Below are 24,781 nucleotides of genomic sequence, written 5' to 3' on the forward strand. Positions count from 1 at the left end.
TCCCAGCCCTGCTGCTACCGCCTGCCGATCCCGCAGGGGCGAAGCCCCGGAGGGATCATCGCTTTTTAGACCGGGTGTCGAGGCACGTAGTGCCGAAGACCCCGGGAAACGACGACGCATTCAAGGTGTACGACCCCGCCAGGGTGTCGCACATACCAGTCAGTCAATCAGTGCGACACCCTAGCGGGGTCGCGGGATCGCTGGCAACGCCTGACCCCCGGGTCGTCGGGGCTACGCCCCNCGACCCGGGNCTAAAAAGCGGGCACCCCTGTCGGGGTGCATCGTTCACCACTCTTTACAATGAGTTGAATGGTTTCTGTACCACTCAAATGCGTCACCCCTGCCCTGAGACTCCCCCTGACATGTTAAAAAAAAAAGTACCTTTGGGACACAAAATAAGTCTATCGTCATCACCATGCACGCCATGAAAAGACAACTTGCCCTAAGCCTACTCCTCCTCATACTTTCCCTCCCGGCAATTGCCCAAGATCATACGATAGCCGGCCAGGTGGTGGATGAGACAGGAGCGGGTATCTCCTTCGCCACCATCGCCCGTTGCAACCCCTCCGACAGCACCGTCATAGGCGGGCTGGTTGCGGACGAGATGGGGCGCTTCACGCTGGACGGGGTGAGCCTGCCGACCCTCCTACGCATCTCCTCACTGGGATACCAAGCCTCCTACAGACGTGTAGAGAGTGCCACTTCGACACTTGTGATCCAACTGGTCGCTGAGCCGTCCCTCCTTGACGATCTTATGGTGATCGGCGAGCGGAAGAGCCTCAGCCCCACCACCGGCGGCTTACGCATGTCTGTGGAGGGGACAATCCTCGCGACTAAAGCCTCCATGAGAGACCTGCTCCTCACGCTCCCCGGCATAGTGGACGATAATGGCAGCCTCCGATCTCTCGTGTCAGGAAGCGTGACGTACTACATCAATGGGAGAAAAGTACGTCGCATGGAGGAAGTCAGGCAGCTGGACCCTAAGCGAATAAAGTCCGTCTCCCTGATCACCAATCCCGGGGTGAAGTATCCCGGCACAACGGGTGCGGTCGTCGAGATACAGAGTAATGAGCGACTCCAAGGGCTCTCCTCCACACTCGGGGCAAGCTACACACGCAACCACCTCAACTCCCACCGAGAGTGGTGCAACCTCGCTTACCAAAATGATCGGGTGAGTCTCTTCGGCAACTTAGAATACAATAGATTTGGCAGAGCTGCTCGTCAGGACATGACCTATACCCAATGGGCACCTCCGCGAGAGGACATGAGTACCCTCCTCCTCAGCAAAACCTATATGAACACTCTGTCGATGGGTACCGGAATCTCGTACCGACCAAGCAAGAGATGGGAGGTGACGCTGGACGGCAGTCGGGACAGCTACCATATGCAAGACCTCGGTGATGCATCGTATGAGATATCGGAGTCCGGCACGAGGCAGCTCACAAGCAGCTCACACTCCTCTCTATCCGAGAGAGGATCTCAGAGCCAGGTCACTCTGACCGGGAGATACTCCCCATCGGAGCGGCTCAGCTTAGACCTCTCAGCCGACTACCTCGACACTCGGGCGGATCGCCAGCAGTCTGTCGATGAGAGCACCCCCGGCGAGACCTCACGCCGGGTCACCACCACCAATGGCAGCAGGTATCGACTGCTGGCAGGTATCGGTCAGGTCCACTATAGTCTCGGCGACCACGGCAACCTACTGGTGGGGGACGAGGTCAATCTCATCCATCTCTCCGCGACCACCACCGGACTCCCCCGTATGACAGATAAGGAGACCGGATACGACGAGACAGTGAATGCCCTCTATGCAGAGTATACCCACTCCCTCGATAAGGTCTCACTAAGTGGGGGACTGCGATATGAGTACCAGCGTACCGAGATGTCAGAGACCGACGAGGTCGCAAGCTATGGAAATATACTTCCCTACTTCGCCCTCTCCCTCTCCTCCGGGATATGGTCTCACAATCTCAGCATCCGATCCGTTGCGCTGAGACCCTCCCTCGGACAGCTCAGCAACAGCACCTACTACCTCAATAGGTACAACAGCCAGGTAGGCAATCCCAACCTCAAGAGACAGCTCATGACCACACTGCAGTACGTCGTGTCTGTCAGGAGTATCTACCTGAGCGGAAAGCTGACCCGCACCAAGGATCCGATCTTCGTCACCTACAGGACCGATCCGACTGACCGACATCGATTCATTAACTCGTGGGACAACTTTGAGGGGGACTACTGGAGCGGCTCCCTATTAGCCAACTTCAACCACAGATACGGAGTCTACAACCCGAATATCTCGCTCGGACTCTTCGGCAGCTCAGCCGCAGTAAGGGTCGGCGATGAAGTGAAGCGACTGAGCAGACCACAGCCATACCTCCACCTGGGCAACAGCCTGATCCTCGGCCACGTGGATATGAGCCTAGACTATACCTATATCGGCAAGGGCTACTCCGGCATATTCCTTGTGGAGCCGGTGCACTACTTAGACCTCAGTATCCACGGCTCCCTACCGAGTAAGGGACTTGACCTGACGCTCAAGTGGCACGACCCACTGAGAAAGCACATCAGCAGGTACGCCACGCGGATCGGAGACATAGGATTTGCACAGGTGGAGGATCAAGACCTATCGTACATCAGTGCGACGATCACATGGCGCTTTAGCTCCAAGGAAAATAAGCAGCGCCGGTCGACCGTCAAGTCCTCCGAGCGCAATCGGCTCTGAGACAAGGGGTGACGCATTTGAGTGGTACAGAAGCCATTCATCTCATCGCGAGGAGTGTGGTACGAAGCACCCCTTGCGGGTGCCCGCTTCCTAGCCACGTGGTCGAGGGGCGTAGCCCCGAAGACCCGTGGACCAGTCATCGCAAGCGACACTGCGACCCCGCAAGGGTGTCGCACTGGTAGCATGACTCCCTGATAAGTGCGACACCCTGGCGGGGTCGTATATCTTTCTTGCATCCTCTCCCGCGGTCTTCGGCACTTCGTGCCTCGACACGCGGGCTATGGAGCGATGATCCCTCCGGGGCTCTGCCCCTGCGGGATCTGCAGGCGGGAGCATCAGGAGAGGGTTGGTCCATGAGATGGCACAGCAGCATAGATTATCACTTCTTAGCTGTAAAACTCAAATGCATCATCCCTGGCTCTGAGACAGCCTACAGGAAACGCCGAGTCTAATGTCGGTATTAGCGTTTTCTTTTACCGATATTAGAGTGCACTAATACCGGTATTAGTCAAGTCTTTTACCGGGTTTAGTTTGGAGGTGTCTTCTCTCTCTTGCGTCACCCCTGAGTCTACGCTCTACAGGGTGGCCAACAAAGGGGAAGAGTACCACGGGGGTGGCTCTATGGTTCTAAGATCCATATAGTCTTCAATGACAGGAGAGAGATCATCAAATATCAGATTACCCCAGACCAGACTGACGACAGGGCACCTCTTAAAGATCACTCCTTCACAAAGAAGCTATCCGGAAAGCATACAGGAGACCTTTGAAAACCGGGAAGGTTACGGAATACTGCCGGAATGCTGAACGCCAAGAAGCTTGTCTGTAAGCCACTTCTGGCATTGCGTGCTGTAAATATTGGGCGAAAGTTTGTTTATCTACGAAATTGTCGTAGATTTGCTACGAACAAATCGTAGTAAGTACATCAATCGTAGATAACAACAATATGAGCGAGCCAAACTTTCTAAACGGACTATCCCCTCTCGAGGAGGACTTTATGCGTGCACTATGGCATATCGGAGAAGGTGAGATAAGCGATGCCATCCCCCTGATGGAGCATTCGGATACCCCTTACACTACAGTGGCTTCGGTGGTCAGCAAGCTGGAGAACAAAGGATATGTTACTCGCACGGGGAAGCGACGTGGTCACATCTATGCCCCTCTGGTGAGCCGTGAGGAGTACACCGATAAGACCATTAAATATATAGTCTCTAACTTCTTCAAAGGATCGTACAAGAGTCTGGTACAGCACTTTGCACAGGAGGAGAAGGTAAGCAGGGAGGAGATCTCGGAGATCCTGAAACTAATTGAAGAGGAGTAGTCGGCATGATGACTTGGCTGAAATATCTAGGTCTGTCGGGAGTAGGGATTGCTCTCTTTTACCTCCTCGGAGTGGTATTGCTCCGCAAAAGCACCCTACTCCGAGCCAAGCGATGGTATTACCTTATCGCCATCGCCTCTAGCCTTCTGCTCCCTCTGCTCTCTATAGCAGTACCAGAAAGGGATGTAAAAGAGGCAGAAGATAGGCTGCTCCCCAGCTTTACTATTGTGATAGAGGAGGAGCCAACCATCACTGCTCCTGCGACAAGGGAAAACACAATAGACTGGACCAGAGTGCTGATGGCAACTTGGGCTATCGGTGCAGCGAGTACGCTCATCTGGCTAACCTCGGGCGGGTACAGACTCTATAGACTATGCCGCACCTCCACGAAGCGAGAGCTCAGCCATAATGCCACACTCTACGAGATGGATGAAGAGCTAGCCCCCTTCACGATTGGGAAGGCGATCTTTATCCCCAAGTCATTATCCAATAGCGATATCACACCCACTATTCTGTCGCATGAGCTGGAGCACATCAGGCAGAAGCACTATTGGGATATCATCATTAGTATGGTGCTGCAGCCCTTACAGTGGTGGAATCCATGTGCGTGGGGATTGCTCCGCCAACTGCGCACAAACCTTGAGTACTTAGCAGACCAAGGGGTGCTGCGAGAGGGAAGCGACCGAAAGACCTACCAGTACCAGTTACTGGAGTGTACACTAGGCCGAAAGGTAGAGCTACCCTCGCTCTCATTTTCTATGCATAACCTAAAGAAACGAATCGTAATGATGAACAGCAAGAACAAAACGAACAAGAAACTAGCTATAGTTTACGCTCTGTCGGCCCTCCCGGTACTTGCCTTCTTGGCACTCGGTACTCAGATGGTAACCATCGAGCAGGCTGAAGCTAGCACCGCAACAGAAGTGGCTCCGCCACAAACTGTAGATAAAGCATCAAGGCACGTAGATGTACTACCTGAGTTTCCCGGTGGAGAAAAAGCTATGATGCAGTGGATCGCCCAAAACATCCAATACCCTAAGGAGGCTGCTAAGGCCAATATTGAGGGGAGTGTGATAGTCTCTTTCTTTGTTGAAAAGGATGGCTCTATCTCCAATGCCGAGGTAATAAAAAGTGTCCACGAGTCACTAGACAAAGAGGCTCTAAGAGTGGTAAATGCCATGCCTAAGTGGAAACCGGGCATGGAGAATGGGCAACCTGTAAGGACCCGCTTCTTTGTTCCAATCAGCTTCAAATCCCAGCAATCTGCAGAGGCTAAGGAAGAGGTCTCTGAGTTCTTAGAGGATATGCCTGAGTTTCCCGGTGGAGAAAAAGCTATGATGCAGTGGATCGCCCAAAACATCCAATACCCAAAGGAGGCTGTTGATGGTCATATCGAAGGGCGTGTGGTGGTCTCTTTCGTCGTCGAAAAGGATGGCTCTATCTCCAATGCCGAGGTAAAACGAAGCATCCATGAGTCACTGGACAAAGAGGCTCTAAGAGTGGTCAATGCCATGCCTAAGTGGAAACCTGGCATGGAGAATGGGCAACCTGTAAGAGCCCGCTTTCACATCCCGGTCAGCTTCAAGATCCCCAAGCCTGCCAAAGCGCCAACCGAATAACCTTGTCTCCTCCAGGTGAGGACCAAGTGTCTATCGCACAGTCCGGACTCGTCCGATGAGATAGTGCGAAAGGCAGAGGAAATAGGGTCTGATGGCGATGGCGCCTCTCAAGCACAAAGGTCGTGACACCACATCGGGCGTCACGACCTTTGCGTCGTATATACAGATGATCAGTCCTCAGCCATATAGGCAGCCTCGTGGAAGATCTCGGCAACCGTTGGATGGGGGAAGATCTGGTGGCGGAGCTCATCGAGCGTCATGCCCTCGGTGATCGCCAGGCCGCCAATGGCGATGATCCGGGACCGCAGAGAGGATGAAAAGATACTTTCCATGGAGAAATAAAGCTGAAAACAGTGATTTATGTCGTTGATTATCAGCTACTAAGTTACAGATAACACCCGACGTAAACAAGCCTAAGATGTTAAATGTCAGCTGGTTATGACTGACACTTGGAGTATTCTCGATCCCTCAAGATCCAAATGCGTCACCCCAGAGAGGAGGACTCAATTGTCTGCTATGTAATGTAATCTTTGGTATCTTAGCAGTGAAAACTGAATAACTACTCTAACTCAATATTTTTATGTCACTTTCCCCGGAAGAACTGAGCTGTAGGCTCGCCAAGATCAGACAAGCCATGTCCCACGAGGGCTGCGAGAGCCTTCTCCTGCGGAGTATCCCGTCACAGCTCTATCTGACGGGGAGTGTAGTCTCCGGATGGATGTATGTGTCTGGGGAGGGTGAGCCGGTCTACTTCCCTGACAGGACAGTCAATCGGCTCTCAGACTTCGATCCCGCCAGGGTGATCCCGGTGCGCAAGCCTGAGCAGATCCCTGCGGCTTTAGAGTCACTCGGGTATCGCATTGATCAGCATACAGCTCTGGAGAAGAGCTATCTCACTCAGGTGGACTATGAGCGGCTGAGCAAGCTCGCCCCCTCAGGCGTCAGCTCTGTTGATGCCGGAGCTCTGATGCGGCAGGTGCGTATGACTAAGACACCGGGTGAGATACGCTTGATCAGGGAGACCGCCGCTCGTCACTCTGAGATCTATGAGATTGCCCCGCAGCTCTACGAGCCGGGTATGACTGACCTAGAGTGGCAGTTTGCTCTCGAGTATGAGATGCGCAAGCGTGGCTGGGTAGGTCTTTTCCGCACCTTTGGGACGCAGATGGAGAGCTTCTCAGGCAGTGTCATCGCCGGGGACAATGCCTCCTGCGCCTCCCCTTACGACTTTACTATGGGAGGAAGGGGGGTGGCTTCCTTCCCACTCGGTGCTGCCGGGCACGTTATTCGCCCCGGAGAGACAGTGATGGTGGACTTGGCGGGTGACTACACCCAGTATCAGTCGGACTGCACGCGGACCTACTACGTGGGTACTCTTCCGGATGAGGCTTTTCGCTGCCACGAGATCTCGCTCCGTATGCACGAGTGGCTTGAGGAGGTGGGAGAGCCCGGCTTCCCCATCGGTGAGATCTACAATCATTGCCTTCACTTAGCGGAGCAATTTGGCGTGGCGGATCACTTCATGGGAGATGAGCTGAGAGCCCGCTACGTTGGGCATGGCGTTGGACTGGAGATCAATGAGCTCCCGATCCTCACCGGTCGCTGGCCGGGTGTGCTGGAGGAGGGTATGGTGATCGCCTTTGAACCCAAGATCATCCTCCCCGGTGTCGGTGCGCTTGGGATCGAGGACACTTACCTGGTGCTATCCGATGGGCTGGAGTGCCTCACCACACCGGAACGGACACTTGTCAAGCTTAGCTGAGTCAGTCTCACAGACGAGAGACTTAACTATATTCTCATGACCATCCATCCCACATACGACCTGAAGAGCAATGCCCGCTTTAGCCAATTGGTTTTCCTCTTTGCGGTGATGTTGATTATGGCGGGTGTGTTCTCTTTCCTGATCACTCCGGCCCTCAGTATGACCTCCCTCTCGGAGACAAAGTCGTTACTGGTTTCCCAGATCTGCTCTTCACTGTTGGTCTTCTGGGTTCCTCCTCTTCTACTCAATACTTACTACAAGGCTCGCCACCTAAGTCCATTCTTCCACCCACTTGCGTATGTGAGTCTGCTGCAGGTGGTGCTGGGTCTTGCAGTAGCTCTCTTGGCTCTCGTTCCCTCGTCCTTGCTGGAGGACCTGATGCGGATGATCCCGGAGCCGGAGGTGCTTGCTCCTTTTTCCCTACAGGTGGAGCGCGTCACCGAGATGATGATCTCGGACCACAGCGTGGGAGGGATCACGCTGGCGTTGATCGCCCTCGTGGTGGTCGCTCCGCTGGCCGAGGAGTATCTCTTCCGTGGCGTGCTGCAGCAGTGGGTCCTCTCCGTCACCCGGAGCGGGCATACTGCAGTGTGGGTGGTGGCTATACTCTTCTCGCTGATACACATGGAGTGGAGTGGACTCTTGTCTCGCGCCTTCATGGGAGTGCTGCTGGGCTATGCCGCTCTCTATGGGGGGCTAAGGGTCTCTGTCCCTATGCATGCCCTGAATAATCTGCTTGTCTATCTCCTCTTGCTCTTTGGCGACCCAGAGCCATGGAGTCCTCTTCCCCTTGGGATCGTCTCCGTGCTGATCTCCATAGTCTGCCTGATCGCCATTGGCGTCCTTCTCCGATATATGTCTCTAAAAACGAAAACCGAATATCATGAAACGATCAACTAAATTACCTGCACTCTTAGCTCTAGCCTTTCCGCTGCTCGGTCTCTTGACCTCTTGCGAAGGCGCAAAGCAGAGTACCTATTACACTCAGCGCGTGGACTTCCCCAAGGGAGCTACGCTCGATACAAAGCTAGAGATGGCCTCACAGCTGATCCCATCTGAGAAGCAACAGGCGTGGCATGAGCTGGAGCTGACCGCTTTTATCCACTTTGGGGTCAATACCTTCACCAATCAGGAGTGGGGCGATGGGACTGAGGATCCTGCCATTTTCATCCCCGAGCATCTAGACACAGATCAGTGGGTGAAGACCCTGAAGGATGCCGGCTTTCGCCTCGTGATACTTACCTGTAAGCACCACGATGGGTTCTGTCTCTGGCAGACGGAGACCACGGACCACTCGGTGAAGTCCTCCCCATGGCGCAATGGCGAGGGCGACGTGCTGAGGGATCTCTCCGCATCGTGTAAGAAGTATGATATGAAGCTGGGTGTCTACCTCTCTCCCTGGGACCGCAATGCAGCATCTTATGGTACCGGCAAGGACTACAACGACCTCTATATTGCTCAGCTTACCGAGCTTCTCTCCGACTATGGAGATATCTATGAGGTGTGGTTTGATGGTGCTTGCGGTGAGGGACCTAATGGAAAGGTACAGGAGTATGATTGGAAGCGGGTCTTCGACACGATCCATAAGCTGCAGCCCAATGCCGTCAGTGCGATTATGGGTGAGGATATCCGCTGGGTGGGCAATGAGAGCGGTCTCGGTCGTGAGACGGAGTGGAGTGCTACCGTCCTCTCACCGGACTCCTATCCCGAGAGTGACAGCCTCTACAAGGCTCTTGACATCAACGCTATGTCTGGAGATCTCGGCAGTCGGGAGATGCTAGCTAAGGCAGGGTCCCTCTACTGGTATCCGAGCGAGGTGGACGTGTCGATCCGTCCGGGATGGTTCTGGCACCCGGAGGAGGGACCGAAGTCCCTGCAGCAGCTGTCTGACATCTACCTTCAGTCTGTGGGGCGTAACTCGGTCCTCCTGCTCAATATCCCTCCCACTCGGGATGGACTGCTGGATGAGCGGGATGTGAAGCGTGTGGGTGAGCTGGGTCAGTGGATCCGTCAGCTCAATGAACAGCGTGCCGCTACAGAGGATCTTGCTCACGAGATCAAGGTGGGAGGAAGTGTCGTGACAGAGCTTGATCCCGATATGCAGGTGGGGGTGATCCTCCTACAAGAGGACCTCTCTCGTGGCCAAAGGGTCGAGAAATTCCACGTCGATGGCCTGATGGATGATGGTACCTGGTCTCAGATTGCCCAGGGAACCACAATCGGTTACAAGAGACTTCTGCCACTGGAGGTGCAGGCTCGGTACAGTAAGATCCGTCTTGTCATTGATGAGGGTCGCGGAGGCTCAGTCTTCATTCGTCACATCAATGCCCTCGTACTGCCGCCGCTGTCAAGCTCAGAGCTGGTCGATGGCATGCCCGGGATTACGCCTCTCCCCAAGCAGGGCTGGACCGTCTCGAGTGTTAGTCCATTAGAGATCCTCTTTGGCAAAGAGCTAAGTGTACAGGGACTTATCTACACACCTGCTAAGGGTCGCGATGCCACGACGCTCCCCTTTACCTACCTGTTGGAGGGAACTAAGGATGGTAAGAGCTGGCAGCCGCTGGCAAGGGGCGAATTCTCAAATATTGTCAATAATCCGATCCCGCAGAAGATCAAGCTAGACCAAGCCCACACGCTTCGTGGGATCCGTCTCACCGGTACCACAGTGGAGGGACATGGTGTGCCGCTAGAGGATACTGAAGTAACACTCTATTGATACCCTACTTACAATGATGAAATATATCGGCGCACACGTCTCCAGTGCGGGCGGGGTGCAGAATGCTCCACTTAATGCGAAGGAGATTGGCGCCAATGCTTTTGCTCTTTTTACCCGAAACCAGCGTCAGTGGTTCCCTAAGCCGCTGAAGGAGGAGGACATCGAAGCCTTCAAAACCAATATGACTGAGTGCGGCTTTGAGCCACGTTACGTCTTGCCCCATGCTAGTTACCTGATCAACCTCGGCTCGCCTCGGGAGGAGGTGATGAAGAAGAGCCGTCATGCCCTTACGGATGAGATGCAGCGATGTGAGCAGCTGGGGCTGAGTATGGTAAACTTCCACCCGGGTGCCAACCTCGGTGAGACCTCTGTATCTGAGTGTCTGGCACAGATCGCCGAGGGGATCAATATCTCGCTTGAGCGAACGGCGGGCGTGAAAGCTGTGATCGAGAATACCGCCGGTCAGGGATCCAACCTTGGCTTTACCTTTGAGCAGATTGCTGAGATCATTGATGCTGTGGAGGACAAGAGTCGTGTCGGCGTCTGTATCGACACCTGCCATGCGACCGCAGCAGGATATGACATCCTGACGGAGGAGGGATACCGAGCTATGATGAAGTCCTACGAGGAATTGATTGGGCTGGACTATCTCTGCGGCATGCACTTGAATGACTCCAAGAAAGGGGTCGGATCTCGTGTAGACCGTCATGAGTCGCTTGGGGATGGCGAGATCGGGATAGCTCTCTTCGAGTGCATTGTCCGCGATCCTCGTACTGATAGTATCCCCCTGATCCTCGAGACGCCCAATCCGGATCGCTGGGCGGACGAGATAGCCCTGCTGAGGACCTTTGAAACCAAGTAAAGGATGATCGCTTTTCCTCAGGCCAAGATCAATATTGGTCTTCGCATCACCGGTGTGAGACCGGACGGTTACCACGAATTGGAGACGCTCTTCTACAAGATCCCGCTCTGCGATGCTTTAGAGGTGGTGCCGGCAGAGAGGGATGCCCTTGATGATGGAGGCTTTGGCGATCCGGAGCAGAATATAGTCGTCCGGGCAATGACGCTGATGCGGGAGGAAGGGGTACCCGTTCCCCCACTTGAGGTGATACTCCGTAAGCGAATCCCCACAGGTGCCGGTCTGGGGGGCGGCTCGTCCGATGCCTCATCGATGCTACTGATGCTGAGGCAGCTTTATGCCCCCGACCTGTCGGATAAGCGGCTGGCGGATATGGCTCTAAGGCTTGGTGCCGACTGCCCATTCTTCCTCACTAAAAGTCCTCAGATAGGGCGTGGAGTGGGAGAGCTACTGAGCCCTTCCCCTCTCGACCTGAGCGACTGGGTACTCACTCTGATCCTGCCCGGGATCCATGTCTCTACAGCTGAGGCGTATCAGGAAATAGGTATCTCCGCACCGCCCGAGCCTCTCGAGGAGATCCTTAGGCGACCGGTGACTGAGTGGCGCAACCGAGTGGTAAACGACTTTGAGATCCCCGTCTTTGCACGTCATCCTGAGCTGGCAGAGATCAAGGATCAGCTCTATGCTGCTGGTGCCACCTATGCTTCCATGTCCGGATCCGGCTCCTCCATCTATGCCTTGAGCACGGCTCCTCTGACTCGACTTTCTACCCCATACACTACATATTCTTATCTGTTATGAAGAAAGTACTCCTAACACTAGTTCTTTCTGTATTAGCTGGTGGACAAGCATTAGCTGCTCTGCCGACCGATACCCTGACCATCCTGCACTACCGGGCACTCCCTGCAACGACGCTTACCGCTCCGATGCAGACCGATAGTGTTAATCTCTATGGCAAGTCCCGAGACTCCTTTACTACCTCGACGGATCAGCCCGCAGTCGCAGCCGACAGCCACTTGCTGTCGGACCTGATCGCACCGGCGGACACGGTTATTCGGCTCGAGGGTGGTAAGCTGTACCGACTGTCGACTGCCTTACTCTCTACTGCGTATGAGAAGGCGACCCTTTTGGTTTCCTGCACGATGCCCTACAAGCTCGCCTTTGATGGAAGAGTTATAGGACAGAAGAATAGAGTGCTCGATAGTCCTCGTGAGGATCAGTTTGACCTGACCATATACCCCTCTGCACGTCGTTCTCTGGCCATTACCATTGAGGCTCGGGACTCAGTAGAGCTGGTAATGTCTGTGGTCCCCAAGCGAGCCGGCCATACCGTCTCCCTCAGGACCGACCCGGTCGAGTATATGAGTATGGACTTCGGCCTCACCGGGGAGACCCTGACAGGTGTCAGCATGTCCCCAAGCGGTCGCTTTACCATACTTTCCTCTGTCAGACTTGCTGATCTGAAGCGACTCTACTCCTCGACGCTCTATGAGGGAACCCGTCGCATAGGGACTCTTCCTGATGGTGCCGGTCGCGGTAGCTGGATGCCTCGCACGGATAAGCTCTACTATACGGTGCAGACCGATCTTGGCAGAAGCCTGATGACCTACGATCCTGCCACAGGTGCTGAGGAGCTCCTCTGCGAAGCCATTCCGGACGGATCCTTTACGGTGGCTCCGACCGAGGACCGCTTGATCTTCTATAAGGAGACCACTGGTGACAGACAGTCCACTTACGTGGATCGGGCGCTCGGACGCGATGACCATAGGGGGCTGATGGGACCACGAACCCGGTATGACCTTTACCTCTTTGACTTCGCCACACGCGACTACCGTCCTCTCACCTACGGCTATCGCTCTGTGGGCCTGGAGGACATTAGTCCGGACAGCAGGCGGATCATCTTCTCCGTGACGGATGACGATGTTACGGAGTCCCCCTTCTATGCCACAGGTTACTACGAGATGGATCTGGAGACGATGGCGGTCGACACCCTCTTCGCCCCTTCGCCTAATCTCTCCTACGTTGGCTACACCAACGATTCGGGCAAATTGCTTATCCTGGGCAATCCCGAAGCCTTTGATGGCCTTGGACGAAACCTCCCGGAGGGCATGACGACAAATACGTACGAGACGGATATCTATCTCTACGACAGGAAGAGTAGGACGGCAAAAGTCTTCACGAAGGATTTCGCTCCATCCGTGCAGTCGATCCGGCTGGCTCAGGATCGAATGCAGGCGATCTTCCGTGCCGCCGACCGCGACTACCAGAGGCTCTACACGCTTGACCTAAGGAGTGGCAAGATCAGCCTCCTGCCGGTGAGCGTGGACTATGTCGGATCCTACGCCGTGGATGCTCAGTGCAAGACCTTTGCTTACGTCGGTGAGAGTACCAATAGGGTAGCAAATGCTTACCTGGGAGACGTTACACGCCGCACCTCCTCACTCCTCAGAGATCTTGCCTCAGAGCGGATGAAGGATCTGAAGATGGGAAGCGTGGAGGACTGGAGTTTCACCATGTCGGATGGTAGTCAGGTCCCGGGACGCTTCTACCTTCCTCCTACCTTTGACCCTCAGAAGAAGTATCCACTCCTCGTGTACTACTACGGTGGCACATCTCCTGTAGGGCGGATGTTTGACTGGTACTACTCTCAGCCGATGTATGCCGCACAAGACTATGTTGTGCTGGTGCTCAATCCCAGCGGGACCATCGGCTGGGGACAGGAGTATGCTGCCCGGCATGTCAATGCCTGGGGTGACCGGACCGCTGATGAGATCATCGCTGCGACGAAGGGTTTTGTCGACAGCCATTCCTATGTCAATGCCAAACGGATCGGCTGCTTCGGTGCCAGCTACGGAGGCTTTATGACCCAGTATCTCCTCACCAAGACGGATCTCTTTGCCTGCGCCATCAGCCACGCCGGCATCAGTGCGCTCTCCTCCTACTGGGGACAGGGTACCTGGGGCATCGGTTACAGTACAGTCGCCAGTACGGATAGCTATCCGTGGAATAATCCTGATCTCTATGCCAAGCATAGCCCGCTCTTCCGTGCCGACAAGATCCACACTCCTCTGCTCCTCACCCATGGCACATCGGATACCAATGTCCCCTTCGGGGAGAGCGTCCAGCTCTACAATGCACTCAAGATCCTCGGACGACCGGTGGAGATGATCCGCGTCTACGGAGAGGATCACCACGTGATGGAGCTCCACCGCCGTCAGATCTGGATGCGATCGATGATGGCATGGTTCCAGAAGTGGCTCAAGGACGACCCCACCTGGTGGGATGATATGTACCCTGAGAGGCACTACTGATCCGGAGCCAACCCCACAAGGATTTCAACGAAAGAGGTCTTCCTGTCATCTGGCGGGGAGACCTCTTTTTGCGTAAAGCCCACTAAGTTGTGACCTCAAAGAAGATTCGCCTATTTTTCTCATGTGAGCGGCGGGGAAAGACTCTTGTGTAAAGGACAAATTTCGGTATCCCTTGTGACCACAAGTAGTGTTGCGGATGCGGCTCAGGACTCAAAGCCGTGAGCTCATGGGATTGTACCCCATTCTCACTACTATTTCTTTGTACTTACTTATCCTCGAAGTGGTGGGGATCGCAGCGGAGTAGGTACATGATTGCGGCCGGGGGCTGCTCCTGCTCCAGCTGGCTCCGCATATAGTCCATATAGGGCGCGACGTGGTCAAAGAACTTGTAAAAGCCGCGACAGAGGTAATTGAGACCCGGCTCCCCGTACTCGTCCTTGATAAAGCGGTTCTTGGGACACTCGCCCCAACAGGCAAAGAGGAAGGGACACTCCCGGCACTGTCTCGGCAGGGCATCGTACTTATTGCGCCCAAACCTCTGCTGTCTCGGGCTGTACATCATCTCTATCAGCGTACTGGAGCGGATATTCCCCAGCTTATACTGCGGGAAGACGAAGTGATCGCAGCTGTAGACATCCCCATTATACTCCATCACGCCGGCGTGACCGCAGTACTTCGCCATCGTGCAGACGCCCGGCTGGACACCCATCCAATTGGCGAGCGTTGCATCGAAGAGCTGGATAAAGTATTCTCCTACGCCATCCCTCACCCAGACATCGAAGAGGCCGCAGAGGAAGTCTCCCCACTGCTCCGGCGTGACGGAGAAGTAGGACAACTGACTCTCTTCGTCAGGCTCCCCGACAGTCGCCAAGCGACCATCTGGATGATAACGCTCGACGATGGGCGCAAACTGTATGTAGTGGCAGCCAATGGACTTGAAGAAAGAGTAAAACCCCTCGGGATCATCTGCATTGAGCGCATTGACGACGGCGAGGATATTGAAGTCCACCCCGTGCCTCTGCAGCAGTCGCACACCACGCATCACGCGATCAAAGGAGGGCTTGTCGCTCGGGGTGCGCCTTAGGGCATCGTGGTAGGCACGCTCTCCATCAAGAGAGATGCCGATGAGGAAGTGGTTAGCCTTGAAGAATCGACACCACTCATCATTGAGCAGAGTGCCATTGGTCTGAAGCGTATTGATGATGCGGTGCCCTCCGGCATACTTGCGCTGGAGCCGAATCGCCTTTTGATAAAAAGAGAGGGGACGCAAAAGCGCCTCACCCCCGTGCCAGGTAAAGACCACCTCCTCGGTTGACTGACTGCCGATGTACTCTCGCACATACCGCTCCAGCACCTCATCGCTCATCTGCTGGCTCTGAGGTGATGGCACGTCTCGGTAGAGCTCTTTCTTCTCCAGATAATAGCAATAGGTGCAGGCGAGGTTGCAGAGCGACCCGGCCGGCTTCGCCATTACGTAGAGCGGACGAGCGAGGGGATTAGCGATGGGACGACGATCCATTACGACTTAAATAGGTATCTAAAGGCTTCATCCACCCGACTGACCGGCACGACCCTTATGGAGGAGCTCCTGCTGAGATCAAGGCTCTTGGCATTGTCCTGAGGGATGATGATCTGGCGGAAGCCGATCTTCTCCGCCTCTGCGACACGCTGAGCGATACGAGACACAGCGCGCACCTCACCGCTCAGGCCAACCTCACCGGTGACGCAGATCTCACGGCTAATCGGGAGGTCAAGACTGGAGGAGAGTACGGCAGAGAGGATGGCGAGGTCGATGCCCGGGTCGGTAATGTAGAGCCCGCCGGCGATATTAAGGAAGACATCCTTCTGCACAAGCTTAAAGTTGGCTCTCTTCTCCAGCACGGCAAGGAGCATATTGGCACGCCGGAGGTCTGTCCCCGTGGCAGCGTGCTGAGGATAATTGTAGACTGCCGAGGAGACTAATGCCTGAGTCTCCACGAGGAGCGGGCGGATCCCCTCCATGGTCACCCCGATGCAGATCCCGCTCAGGCTCTGGTCGTTACCAGAGAGGAGCATCTCGGAAGGATTGGTCACCTGCCGGAGCCCCTCCTGCCTCATCTCGTAGAGGCCGATCTCAGAGGTGTTGCCAAAGCGATTTTTCAGAGACCTGAGAATCCTATACTGGTGGTTTCGATCGCCCTCGAAGCGCAGGACAGTATCGACCAAGTGCTCCATGATCTTTGGTCCGGCGATCTCACCATCCTTGGTGATGTGGCCGATGATGATCACCGGGATATTGGTGTGCTTCGCAAAAGCCATCAGCGCCGAGGTACACTCCCTCACCTGCGCGAGGCTGCCGGGCGCGGAGTCACTGCGGGTGGTGCGCATCGTCTGGATGGAGTCGACGACCAGCAGATCAGGGCGTGAGGACTGAGCAGTCTCTATGATCGTCTCGACGTCCGTCTCCGAGTAGAGGAGACATCGGGAGATCGCCGAGGCGTCAGTGATACGCTCCGCCCGAATGCGTATCTGCCCCATGCTCTCTTCCCCGCTGACGTAGAGCGTGGTGATGTCGGGATTACGTAGCACGCTCTGCAGGACGAGGGTACTCTTGCCGATGCCCGGCTCACCTCCCATAAGGACGAGGGACCCCTTGACGAGACCTCCGCCAAGGACGCGATTGAGTTCACCGTCACGCATATCCATACGCGGAGCGCTCTCGGGCGACACCTCACAGAGCGGCACCGGCCGGTGTCCTCCCTCCGTGCGATCGCTTCGGATCTTCACCCCCGGGAGGTCGTCCCGGACACGAAACTCCTTGAGACTATCCCACTCCCCACAGGAGGGACAGCGCCCCAGCCACTTGGGGAAGTCCTCGCCGCAGTTGCTGCAGACGTAGACCACCTTGTCCTTACTTCCACTCATCGCTCGTCACTCGGCGCAGAATTGCTTGTAGTACTCGACGCTCTCGGGGAGCCGCTCGCTGACGTCCTCAGCATCGGCACTGAAGAAGGAGAATATGCGCCCAAACCTTGCACCCGCATAACCGATGCTGCTGATGATGGGGACAAAGAGGCCCTGCAGACCGCCCTCTCCATACACCTCCTCCGAGGGGACACCGGCAGAGGTGGCAAGATCGATCAGCTTACCGTCGAGCGTGCCCTCTCCACCGGCTGCTGAACCGGCGCCCCACACCTGGTCGATCCAGCACTTCATCACCCCGGGGACGGACATCCAGTAGAGAGGAAACTGCAGGATCACCCGATCCGCCTCACGGAGCAGCTTCTTCTCCGCCTCCACGTCAAAGGTCATGCCCGACCCGCAGGCATCGGCGAGGCAGTGGATGGTAAGGTCGGGATCACTCATCGCTCTCAGACCCTCAAGCCAGCCTTTTGACACAGTAGACTCTTCCAAATGGGGATGTCCCACAACAACTAATGTTTTCATAAGAAAAAATGTTTCGCTTAGTTCCTTTGAGACAAATGTAGCCATTTAAGGGGAGACAAAGTCGGGCAGTTCCCCATTTTTGTCTATCATTGCACTCGCAACACAAAGGAAGAGAAAGATGATCAAGAACGTATTAGTTGATGTAGGAGGGGTGCTGATAGACCTCCACAGATCAGTAGCTGTCGATCGGCTGAGAGAGCTGGGAGTCACGGATGCAGACGAGATGCTGGACGCCTACCGCCAGACCGGCGGCTTCCTCGACTACGAGAGCGGGCGGATCAACACGGAGGACTTTGCGCACCATCTCTCCGAGACCTACCACAGGGAGATCACCATAGAGCAGCTCCGGTGGGCACTCCTCGGCTTCCTCAAGCGCGTCTGTGAGGAGAAGCTCACCTTCCTCGAGGAGGAGATCGCACCACACCATCGTGTACTGGCACTCTCCAATACGAATCCTCTGCTGTATGACTACTTCGAGAGCAAGGACTTCATCTCCTCCGGCAGACCGCTGTCGGACTTCTTTGAGTGCGTCTTCACCTCCTACACTATGGGGATGTGCAAGCCGGAGCGGGAGATCTTCCTAAGGGTCCTCGAGGAGGGCAATCTGCTACCTGAGGAGACACTCTTCCTCGACGACGGACCCGCCAATACCGACATGGCTCGATCCCTCGGCATGGTCGCCTACACCTGCAAGAATGAGGAGGACTGGCGGGATCCGATCCGCCGCCTGCTGGTCAGATAAGTAGCGCCGTCAGCAGGTAGGCAAGCCAGGAGAGTAGCCAAGCGACAGCCGTCGCATAGACGGCGTCAAAGACCGCCCACTTGTAGGAGCCGGTCTCCCTCCCCACTGCGACAAACGTAGCGATACAGGGGAAGTAGAGCAGGACGAAGACAAGGAAAGCGACCACCGTCGGGATCGTCAGCACCGGGCTCCCATCCGGATAGGTAGCCTGACGGAGCCGCTCCGAGAGGGACGAGGTATCCTCCTCATCCCCCACATAAAGCACTCCGAGCGTACTCACCACCACCTCTTTTGCAGCCACACCGGTTAGCGTCGACACAGAGAGACGCCAGTCAAAGTGCTGTGGGGCGAAGATGGGCGAGACAGCCCTCCCCAGCCGTCCGATGTACGACTGCTCCTGCGAGATGACTCGCAGCTGTCGCTCCGGCGTGAGCGTCTCAAAGCTTGCCGCCTCCTCCGGTCCTACCCGATCCTTATAGGAGGCTACCAGCACCTCTCCCTCGGGGGTCTCCAGGCTGTCGATGTGGGGGAAGTAGCCCAGTGCCCAGATGATCACCGTCGCAGCGAGGATCGTGGTTGCCATTTTCTGTAGATACTGTCGCGCCCGCTCCCAGGTATGGATCGCAATGGTCTTGGCCGCCGGCACACGATAGGGCGGCATCTCCATCACGTAGGGGGTCTCATCGTCCATGGGGAGGACCTTTGAGAAAAGCAGCGACGACAACACGCCTACCACGATCCCGAGGAGGTAAATGGCAAAGAGTGCCACCCCTGCATGCCGGGGGAAGAAGGTCCCCACCAGCAGGAGATAGACCGGGAGCCGCGCGCTACAGCTCATGAAGGGCGTCACCAAGATCGTGATCAGGCGAGACTTTTGGCTCTCGATCGTGCGTGCTCCCATGATCGCCGGGACACTGCAACCAAAACCCATAAGCATCGGTACAAAGCTCTTGCCGTGCAGCCCTATCGCCGCCATAAGGCGATCCATGATAAAAGCGGCCCTGGCGAGGTAGCCCGTGTCCTCCATCAGACTGATGCAGAGGTAGAGGATGAGGATGTTGGGTAGGAAAACCAGCACGCCCCCTACTCCGCCTATCACACCATCTACCAGCAGCGACCTCAGGGGACCCTCGCTCATCGTCCGCTCCAGCAGACTACCGAGCCACCCCATACCACTCTCTATCCAGTCCATAGGGTACTGACCGAGGGCGAAGGTGAGCTCAAAGGTGAGAAACATCAGGAGCAGGAAGATCGGGAACCCCCAAGCGCGATGAGTCACTATGTCATCGATCCGCTTATCAATCCGGGTGGACCGTCCCTCGCTCCGCCGGATATAGATCCCGTCAAGTATCGTCCTAATATGCCGATATCGACTATCGATCAACTGCTGCTCGAGTGCACTCTCAGTCTCATCCGCTCCGGTTTGGCTCTCGGCAATCTTGTCCACCTGCTCCAGCATCCGGGCACCGGCGGGATCACGGTGAGACACATAGTCCCTAAGCGTCTGATCCTGCTCCAGCAACTTGATGGCGAGGAAGTCAGGCCGGAGCCAGGCGCTCTCATCACCAAGAGAGGTCTCCGACTCGATGAGCCGGGTCACCTCCTCAATGGACTGACGGAGCGCCCCCTCATACTTCACACTCGGCCCAGTGGGTCGATGAACCGCGTCCAGTCGCTCCCGGTGTAGACGAGCCACAGTAGCAAAGAGCTCCCTCAACCCCTCACCGGTCCGACCGATGGTCGGGATCACCGGCATACCGAGCCGTCTCGACAGCGCCTTGACATCAAGCCTTGTGCCGCTATCCCTCAGCTCGTCGTACATATTCAGCGCCACAATGGTCGGCACCCCGGCCTCCATGAGCTGGACTGTCATGTATAGGTTTCGCTCCAGATTGGATCCGTCGACAACATTGACGATCACATCAGGCGGGGTCTCGCTCTCGAAGAGCTGATGGGTCACAAACTTCTCCTCCGGACCGTAAGAGGAGAGGGAGTAAGTCCCCGGCAGATCGACCAAGTGGAAGAGCGTATCCCCCTGTCGGTAGTCCGCCACGGCAGCCGCCACAGTCACGCCTGCATAGTTGCTCACCTGCTGGTGAGAGCCACTGGCAGCGTTGAAGAGTGAGGTCTTGCCACAATTAGGATTTCCGACAAAAGCGACCGTCACCTCGCTTGCCACCGGTCCCTTTGTCTTGGGGAGACTTTTTTCCGCAAGGGGAGGAGGCGTGCCGACTAAGTGATCGGACGAAAGGTGTCCGGGCTGAGTCTCAGAGGACTCAACAGGCGACACCTCGATAGTCTCTGCCTCCGACCGGCGTAGGGTGAGTCGGTACCCAAGGATGCTGTACTCGACCGGATCGAGGAGAGGCGCATTGCGGATCACGTGCACCTTAGCGCCGGGGACAAACCCCATCTCCAGCAACCGCTTCCGAAAGGACCTCGGAGCTGTATGATAGACGATGGTACCGGTCTCTCCCGTGTGGAGCTGCGTGAGTCTCATGATGCTTACTATCTTTTTTCTCTGAATTGCAAATGTGCCAAAAGATAACCGGGATCTAAATACCCACTTCTGAGTATTTTTTATCTGTACGTCCTCACACCATATGCGAGATGAAAGGGTCAGCGACGGCAAATAATCAGGGTGATTTCTTTTACCGGTAATAGAGACAACTAATATCGGTATTAGTCATCACTATTACCGATATTAGTTTGCCGCCATATCCATCGGGGTCAGACACTCCGAGAAAAAACCACTAAACCTCTTAGTACCCAGTTTATTATTTATCCATCAATAAACATCACAAAGTGACTACATGATCAGCTATGCAATAACTGGAACTTCCGAAGTCAGATCGAAATTCATTAGCCTAAAAAGCGCCTAATCTGACCGTATTTGAGAATTAAAACAATTGGTATCTTTGCCGTTACAAATGGCATTGCCATGCTTGCTTTCACACTACTACTTACGCATGAGACAGCTTAAGATTCAAAAGTCTATCACTAACCGCAACTCCGACTCTCTGGAGCGGTACCTAACTGAAATCGGCCGGGAGAAATTGATTACCCCGGACGAGGAGGTGCAGCTGGCCCAGCTCATCCACCGAGGTGGGCGGGAGGGGACTCGTGCTCTGGATAAGCTGGTGAGAGCTAATCTTCGCTTTGTGGTATCTGTGGCCAAGCAGTACCAAAATCAGGGGATGGAGCTCCCGGACCTGATCAATGAGGGCAATATTGGGCTCATCAAGGCGGCAGAGAAGTTTGATGAGACCAAGGGCTTCAAGTTCATCTCCTACGCTGTCTGGTGGATACGACAGAGCATCCTCTCAGCACTTGCCGAGCAGTCGCGTATGGTTCGGATCCCACAGAATCAGGTGGGGAACCTATCCAAGATCATCAAAGCGCGGAACTCCTTTGAGGCAGACAATCAGCGCAAGCCATCTGTCTCTGAGCTTGCTGCTGCCACCGGCATGGATGAGGACAAGGTCCGCGAGGTGCTGGAGCTGGATAGTCGTGACGTGAGTGTGGATGCGCCATTTGAGCAGGGAGAGACCAGCAGTCTGCTGGATGTACTGCCAGATGACGACTCGCCCGTTGCCGACCACTCCCTGATGCATGAGTCCCTCGCCACAGAGATAGAGAGCGCTCTCACCATGATCCCTGAGAGGGAGGCTGAGGTGCTCAAGATGTTCTTCGGACTAGCAGGTCAGACAGAGATGACCCTCGAGGAGATCGGCATGAGGCTCAATGTCTCTCGAGAGCGTGCCAGACAGATCAAGGAGAAAGGACTTCGTCATCTCCGTGAAGCAAGCGAGGAGACTCACCTCAAGACCTACTTGGGCTGATGTCTATTCGTCCCATAGTTGATCATGCTACCTATGATCGGTAAGAAAAGAAGTCAGCTCGATAGCATTGGCTTACTATTTGTAGTGCTGTAGAGTGTGACCAGAGATATGGATAATACGTGGAGAATTAGTCAATCATGAGACAGCTTAAGATAGAAAAGTCCATCACCAGTCGTGATGATGCGGTGATGAATCGTTATATGAAGGAGGTGGCGAAGGAGGAAATGATCACCGCTGACGAGGAGGCTGAGCTTGCTATGCGCATCCAGCGCCATGACGAGCACTCTCATGAGGCTGTCGACAAGCTTGTCAGAGCTAATCTCCGATTTGTGATCAGTGTGGCGAAGCAGTACCAGGATCTCGGGCTGCCACTGATCGATCTCATCAATGAGGGCAACCTGGGTATGATACGTGCTGCACAGGGTTTTGATGGATCGAGGGGGTTCAAGTTCATCACCTACGCCGTCTGGTGGATCCGTCAGAGCATCCTCAAGGCACTAGGAGACCAGGGACGTATAGTCCGCCTGCCTCAGAATCAGGTCGGTAATGTCACTAAGCTGAAGAATGCCCGTGACCGATTTGAGCAGATCCATCAGCGCCAGCCCTCTCCTGAGGAGCTTGCTGATGAGCTGGATATGGATCTGGATAAGGTGATCGACATCATCCAGATCGACAAGGGAGAGATCAGCGTCGACAAGACCTTTGAGGACGGTGAGACCAATACTCTCCTCGACGTGATGACTGATGATGAGGCCCCCGAGGTAGATCATCGGCTGATCAATGAGTCTCTATCTGATGAGATCAGCGTCGCCATGGACTGTCTCAATGAGAGGGAGCGCTTCGTGCTGGTACACACCTTCGGTCTCGGAGGACAGCCGGAGATGAGCCTGGATGAGATAGGTGCTGCCATAGACCTTAGCAGAGAGCGCGTCCGACAGATCCGCGAAAAGGCGATCCGCCAGCTGCGCAACGATTGCGATAAGACCAACCTTAGGAGCTACTTGGGCTGATCCACTTGTAAGGAAGATAATATTTCGTACCTTTGCGCCACGGTTGGAGGGGGTCAGGGAGACATACTGGAGAGGTGGCAGAGTGGTCGATTGCGGCGGTCTTGAAAACCGTTGAAGTGCGAGCTTCCGGGGGTTCGAATCCCTCCCTCTCCGCTTTAAGTACTCTGGCAGCACCGCCAGTGAGCACTACCGAAAAAGTATAAGTATCGTAACTCCAACGAGTTACGATACTTTTGTTTTGTTCATCCGTCTTTTTATGGTGCGTTGCCAGACCGTATGAATGAAAAAATCCTCTCTCGTAGCTCCAATCATCCGTCTCTCCGGATGCAATTTCTCTATTCTCTCCCGTCTACAATTGAAATCAGTGATGTATGAAGTCTACTTCAAAATAGCTTTTCTGCATTAGATGGAGAAGAATGCTTTATAGCCGTACCAAAATCGTATTTCTCAATCAGCGTGCGATGACAGACCATTTGTTTGCGCCCAATCTACAGAAGTCCCATAAGAACATAGAGGAGTGCATTCTCTACATCTTGAGTGAGATGCAAAGAAGTGGTTGTAATGGCTTTGCTGATGAGGAGATATACTCAATGGCAGTTCACTATTATGATGAAGATGATATAGAGGTGGACAAAGTATCTGGTTGCAATGTTGTGGTCAATCACGTTGTAGAGCTCTCCGAAGAAGAGAAAAAGCAAGCACGGCAGGAAGCTATCAAGTAATACCAACAAGAGGAACTTGTCAAATTGCAGAAGCGAAATGAGCGACCCAAGAGAACTGAAAGAACCGAGACAACATCTTCTACACAACCGCAACCCACACTATTTGACACCCTTGCCTTATGAAACCTAAGAACAAGTTTGAGAAAGCCGTATTGGCACTGAGTACGAGACTATGCCCGATAACAAAAGCACAGCACCAGTGGGCATTCCGAGAGTGCATAGACCACTTTGCCTACCGCTTACCTAAAGGTCGTACGACTTGTATGGATTGTGGTTATAGTTGGACTTTAGAGCAGCCTATAGATACTTGCACTTGCCCTCAATGTAGGGCAAGTCTGCAAGTCAAGACAACAAGAGCACAGAAGTTACAACAGAAGCAGTACTTCACACTACTAACCACTTGTGGTGAGTATCATGTGTTGCGAATGTTTCTCCTTGTTGAAGGTATGGAGAAAGGTTGCAGAGTAAAGACCTCGGTCATTGAGATTGGGCATTATTGGTGGAATACGCAGGGGCAAAAAGCTGTGGTTGCCATACAGAGGGTCAGGGCTGACGTTTTTGGGGAATGNGCTCACAGCTTGATAGATAGCAGCTCGGAGGGCTTCAGAGTGGCGTTGGTCCGGAATTGGGTGATGAGTCTTTTGCCGCTTTTTTCCTTCATTTTGTCGACAAAGAAAAGAGCGATTTTAGACATAATGTTGAAGTTCTTTGCCTCATTATTCTTCCTCTTAA

17 protein-coding genes, 1 tRNA gene and 3 pseudogenes are annotated in these 24,781 nt (G+C 54.6%); 16 read left to right on the forward strand and 5 right to left on the reverse strand.

Annotation, left to right across the window (positions count from 1 at the left end; translation table 11 throughout):
• Positions 1-424 precede the first annotated feature (424 nt).
• From B088_RS05715 to B088_RS05725, 4 genes and pseudogenes are all read left to right on the forward strand, one after another.
• The gene (locus B088_RS05715) at positions 425-2,722 is read left to right on the forward strand and encodes a TonB-dependent receptor (RefSeq protein ID WP_018107459.1); all 2,298 of its coding nucleotides are present in this window, start codon (positions 425-427) and stop codon (positions 2,720-2,722) included.
• Positions 2,723-3,309: 587 nt separating this feature from the next.
• Positions 3,310-3,489: pseudogene (locus tag B088_RS08460) on the forward strand (transposase); the annotation flags it as partial.
• 176 nt (positions 3,490-3,665) lie between these two features.
• Positions 3,666-4,040, forward strand: coding sequence for a BlaI/MecI/CopY family transcriptional regulator (locus B088_RS05720; RefSeq protein WP_018107460.1), 375 nt, complete (start codon positions 3,666-3,668; stop codon positions 4,038-4,040).
• An 8-nt stretch (positions 4,041-4,048) separates the two neighbouring features.
• Positions 4,049-5,659, forward strand: coding sequence for a M56 family metallopeptidase (locus B088_RS05725; RefSeq protein WP_245546730.1), 1,611 nt, complete (start codon positions 4,049-4,051; stop codon positions 5,657-5,659).
• Positions 5,660-5,829: 170 nt separating this feature from the next.
• On the opposite strand, the gene B088_RS08600 is transcribed toward B088_RS05725, so the two are convergent.
• Positions 5,830-5,991 (reverse strand): hypothetical protein, encoded by a 162-nt coding sequence (locus B088_RS08600; protein ID WP_018107462.1) that lies wholly within the window; start codon positions 5,989-5,991, stop codon positions 5,830-5,832.
• 248 nt (positions 5,992-6,239) lie between these two features.
• Here B088_RS08600 and B088_RS05730 point away from each other — a divergent pair, with 248 nt between their 5' ends.
• From B088_RS05730 to B088_RS05755, 6 genes are read left to right on the forward strand one after another with little or no spacing between them, the layout of a single operon-like run.
• The gene (locus B088_RS05730; RefSeq protein ID WP_026170519.1) at positions 6,240-7,421 is read left to right on the forward strand and encodes a M24 family metallopeptidase; all 1,182 of its coding nucleotides are present in this window, start codon (positions 6,240-6,242) and stop codon (positions 7,419-7,421) included.
• Between the two features lie 36 nt (positions 7,422-7,457).
• Positions 7,458-8,321 carry a CPBP family intramembrane glutamic endopeptidase gene (locus B088_RS08340; protein WP_018107464.1) on the forward strand — a complete coding sequence of 288 codons (864 nt, stop codon included), beginning with the start codon at positions 7,458-7,460 and terminating at the stop codon, positions 8,319-8,321.
• Entirely contained in the window at positions 8,305-10,137 is a 1,833-nt protein-coding gene (locus B088_RS05740) for an alpha-L-fucosidase (protein WP_050560135.1), read from the forward strand. The genes B088_RS08340 and B088_RS05740 overlap by 17 nt, the downstream gene beginning before the upstream one ends.
• Positions 10,138-10,153: 16 nt before the next feature.
• Complete coding sequence (gene nfo, locus B088_RS05745; protein ID WP_025082119.1) at positions 10,154-10,999, forward strand: deoxyribonuclease IV; 846 nt, start codon at positions 10,154-10,156, stop codon at positions 10,997-10,999.
• Between the two features lie 3 nt (positions 11,000-11,002).
• Entirely contained in the window at positions 11,003-11,797 is a 795-nt protein-coding gene (ispE, locus tag B088_RS05750) for a 4-(cytidine 5'-diphospho)-2-C-methyl-D-erythritol kinase (protein ID WP_018107467.1), read from the forward strand.
• Positions 11,794-14,307 carry a S9 family peptidase gene (locus B088_RS05755; RefSeq protein WP_026170520.1) on the forward strand — a complete coding sequence of 838 codons (2,514 nt, stop codon included), beginning with the start codon at positions 11,794-11,796 and terminating at the stop codon, positions 14,305-14,307. The genes ispE and B088_RS05755 overlap by 4 nt, the downstream gene beginning before the upstream one ends.
• Positions 14,308-14,572: 265 nt before the next feature.
• Here B088_RS05755 and B088_RS05760 read toward each other — a convergent pair whose 3' ends face one another.
• From B088_RS05760 to B088_RS05770, 3 genes are read right to left on the reverse strand one after another with little or no spacing between them, the layout of a single operon-like run.
• Positions 14,573-15,826, reverse strand: coding sequence for an anaerobic sulfatase-maturation protein (locus B088_RS05760; protein WP_018107469.1), 1,254 nt, complete (start codon positions 15,824-15,826; stop codon positions 14,573-14,575).
• Positions 15,826-17,211, reverse strand: coding sequence for a DNA repair protein RadA (gene radA / locus B088_RS05765; protein ID WP_018107470.1), 1,386 nt, complete (start codon positions 17,209-17,211; stop codon positions 15,826-15,828). The genes B088_RS05760 and radA overlap by 1 nt, the downstream gene beginning before the upstream one ends.
• A 6-nt stretch (positions 17,212-17,217) precedes the next feature.
• Positions 17,218-17,778, reverse strand: a complete 561-nt coding sequence (locus B088_RS05770; RefSeq protein ID WP_025082120.1) for an NAD(P)H-dependent oxidoreductase — start codon at positions 17,776-17,778, stop codon at positions 17,218-17,220.
• A 73-nt stretch (positions 17,779-17,851) separates the two neighbouring features.
• On the opposite strand from B088_RS05770, the gene B088_RS05775 reads away from it, so the two are divergent.
• Positions 17,852-18,475: an HAD family hydrolase gene (locus tag B088_RS05775; protein WP_018107472.1), complete on the forward strand. Its 624-nt coding sequence runs from the start codon at positions 17,852-17,854 to the stop codon at positions 18,473-18,475.
• Here B088_RS05775 and feoB read toward each other — a convergent pair.
• Complete coding sequence (feoB, locus tag B088_RS05780) at positions 18,468-20,975, reverse strand: ferrous iron transport protein B (protein WP_018107473.1); 2,508 nt, start codon at positions 20,973-20,975, stop codon at positions 18,468-18,470. The genes B088_RS05775 and feoB overlap by 8 nt on opposite strands.
• A gap of 469 nt (positions 20,976-21,444) precedes the next feature.
• On the opposite strand from feoB, the gene B088_RS05785 reads away from it, so the two are divergent.
• From B088_RS05785 to B088_RS08780, 5 genes and pseudogenes are all read left to right on the forward strand, one after another.
• Positions 21,445-22,317 (forward strand): sigma-70 family RNA polymerase sigma factor, encoded by an 873-nt coding sequence (locus B088_RS05785; RefSeq protein WP_025082121.1) that lies wholly within the window; start codon positions 21,445-21,447, stop codon positions 22,315-22,317.
• A 137-nt stretch (positions 22,318-22,454) separates the two neighbouring features.
• Positions 22,455-23,327: a sigma-70 family RNA polymerase sigma factor gene (locus tag B088_RS05790; RefSeq protein WP_018107475.1), complete on the forward strand. Its 873-nt coding sequence runs from the start codon at positions 22,455-22,457 to the stop codon at positions 23,325-23,327.
• 68 nt (positions 23,328-23,395) lie between these two features.
• Positions 23,396-23,480 (forward strand) — tRNA-Ser (locus B088_RS05795).
• A gap of 263 nt (positions 23,481-23,743) precedes the next feature.
• A pseudogene (locus B088_RS05800) lies at positions 23,744-24,172 on the forward strand (PcfK-like family protein).
• Positions 24,169-24,594 (forward strand): annotated as a pseudogene (locus B088_RS08780) (PcfJ domain-containing protein); the annotation flags it as partial. The pseudogenes B088_RS05800 and B088_RS08780, both read left to right, overlap by 4 nt.
• Between the last annotated feature and the right edge of the window lie 187 nt (positions 24,595-24,781).

It is taken from the genome of Porphyromonas bennonis DSM 23058 = JCM 16335 (assembly GCF_000375645.1).
GTDB classification, from domain to species: Bacteria; Bacteroidota; Bacteroidia; order Bacteroidales; family Porphyromonadaceae; genus Porphyromonas_A; species Porphyromonas_A bennonis.

Coding starts and splice junctions, on each gene's coding strand:
- B088_RS05715 (WP_018107459.1), top strand. CDS start 425: ATGAAAAGACAACTTGCCCTAAGCCTACTCCTCCTCATACTTTCCCTC.
- B088_RS05720 (WP_018107460.1), top strand. CDS start 3,666: ATGAGCGAGCCAAACTTTCTAAACGGACTATCCCCTCTCGAGGAGGAC.
- B088_RS05725 (WP_245546730.1), top strand. CDS start 4,049: ATGACTTGGCTGAAATATCTAGGTCTGTCGGGAGTAGGGATTGCTCTC.
- B088_RS08600 (WP_018107462.1), bottom strand. CDS start 5,991: ATGGAAAGTATCTTTTCATCCTCTCTGCGGTCCCGGATCATCGCCATT.
- B088_RS05730 (WP_026170519.1), top strand. CDS start 6,240: ATGTCACTTTCCCCGGAAGAACTGAGCTGTAGGCTCGCCAAGATCAGA.
- B088_RS08340 (WP_018107464.1), top strand. CDS start 7,458: ATGACCATCCATCCCACATACGACCTGAAGAGCAATGCCCGCTTTAGC.
- B088_RS05740 (WP_050560135.1), top strand. CDS start 8,305: ATGAAACGATCAACTAAATTACCTGCACTCTTAGCTCTAGCCTTTCCG.
- nfo (WP_025082119.1), top strand. CDS start 10,154: ATGAAATATATCGGCGCACACGTCTCCAGTGCGGGCGGGGTGCAGAAT.
- ispE (WP_018107467.1), top strand. CDS start 11,003: ATGATCGCTTTTCCTCAGGCCAAGATCAATATTGGTCTTCGCATCACC.
- B088_RS05755 (WP_026170520.1), top strand. CDS start 11,794: ATGAAGAAAGTACTCCTAACACTAGTTCTTTCTGTATTAGCTGGTGGA.
- B088_RS05760 (WP_018107469.1), bottom strand. CDS start 15,826: ATGGATCGTCGTCCCATCGCTAATCCCCTCGCTCGTCCGCTCTACGTA.
- radA (WP_018107470.1), bottom strand. CDS start 17,211: ATGAGTGGAAGTAAGGACAAGGTGGTCTACGTCTGCAGCAACTGCGGC.
- B088_RS05770 (WP_025082120.1), bottom strand. CDS start 17,778: ATGGCTACATTTGTCTCAAAGGAACTAAGCGAAACATTTTTTCTTATG.
- B088_RS05775 (WP_018107472.1), top strand. CDS start 17,852: ATGATCAAGAACGTATTAGTTGATGTAGGAGGGGTGCTGATAGACCTC.
- feoB (WP_018107473.1), bottom strand. CDS start 20,975: ATGAGACTCACGCAGCTCCACACGGGAGAGACCGGTACCATCGTCTAT.
- B088_RS05785 (WP_025082121.1), top strand. CDS start 21,445: ATGAGACAGCTTAAGATTCAAAAGTCTATCACTAACCGCAACTCCGAC.
- B088_RS05790 (WP_018107475.1), top strand. CDS start 22,455: ATGAGACAGCTTAAGATAGAAAAGTCCATCACCAGTCGTGATGATGCG.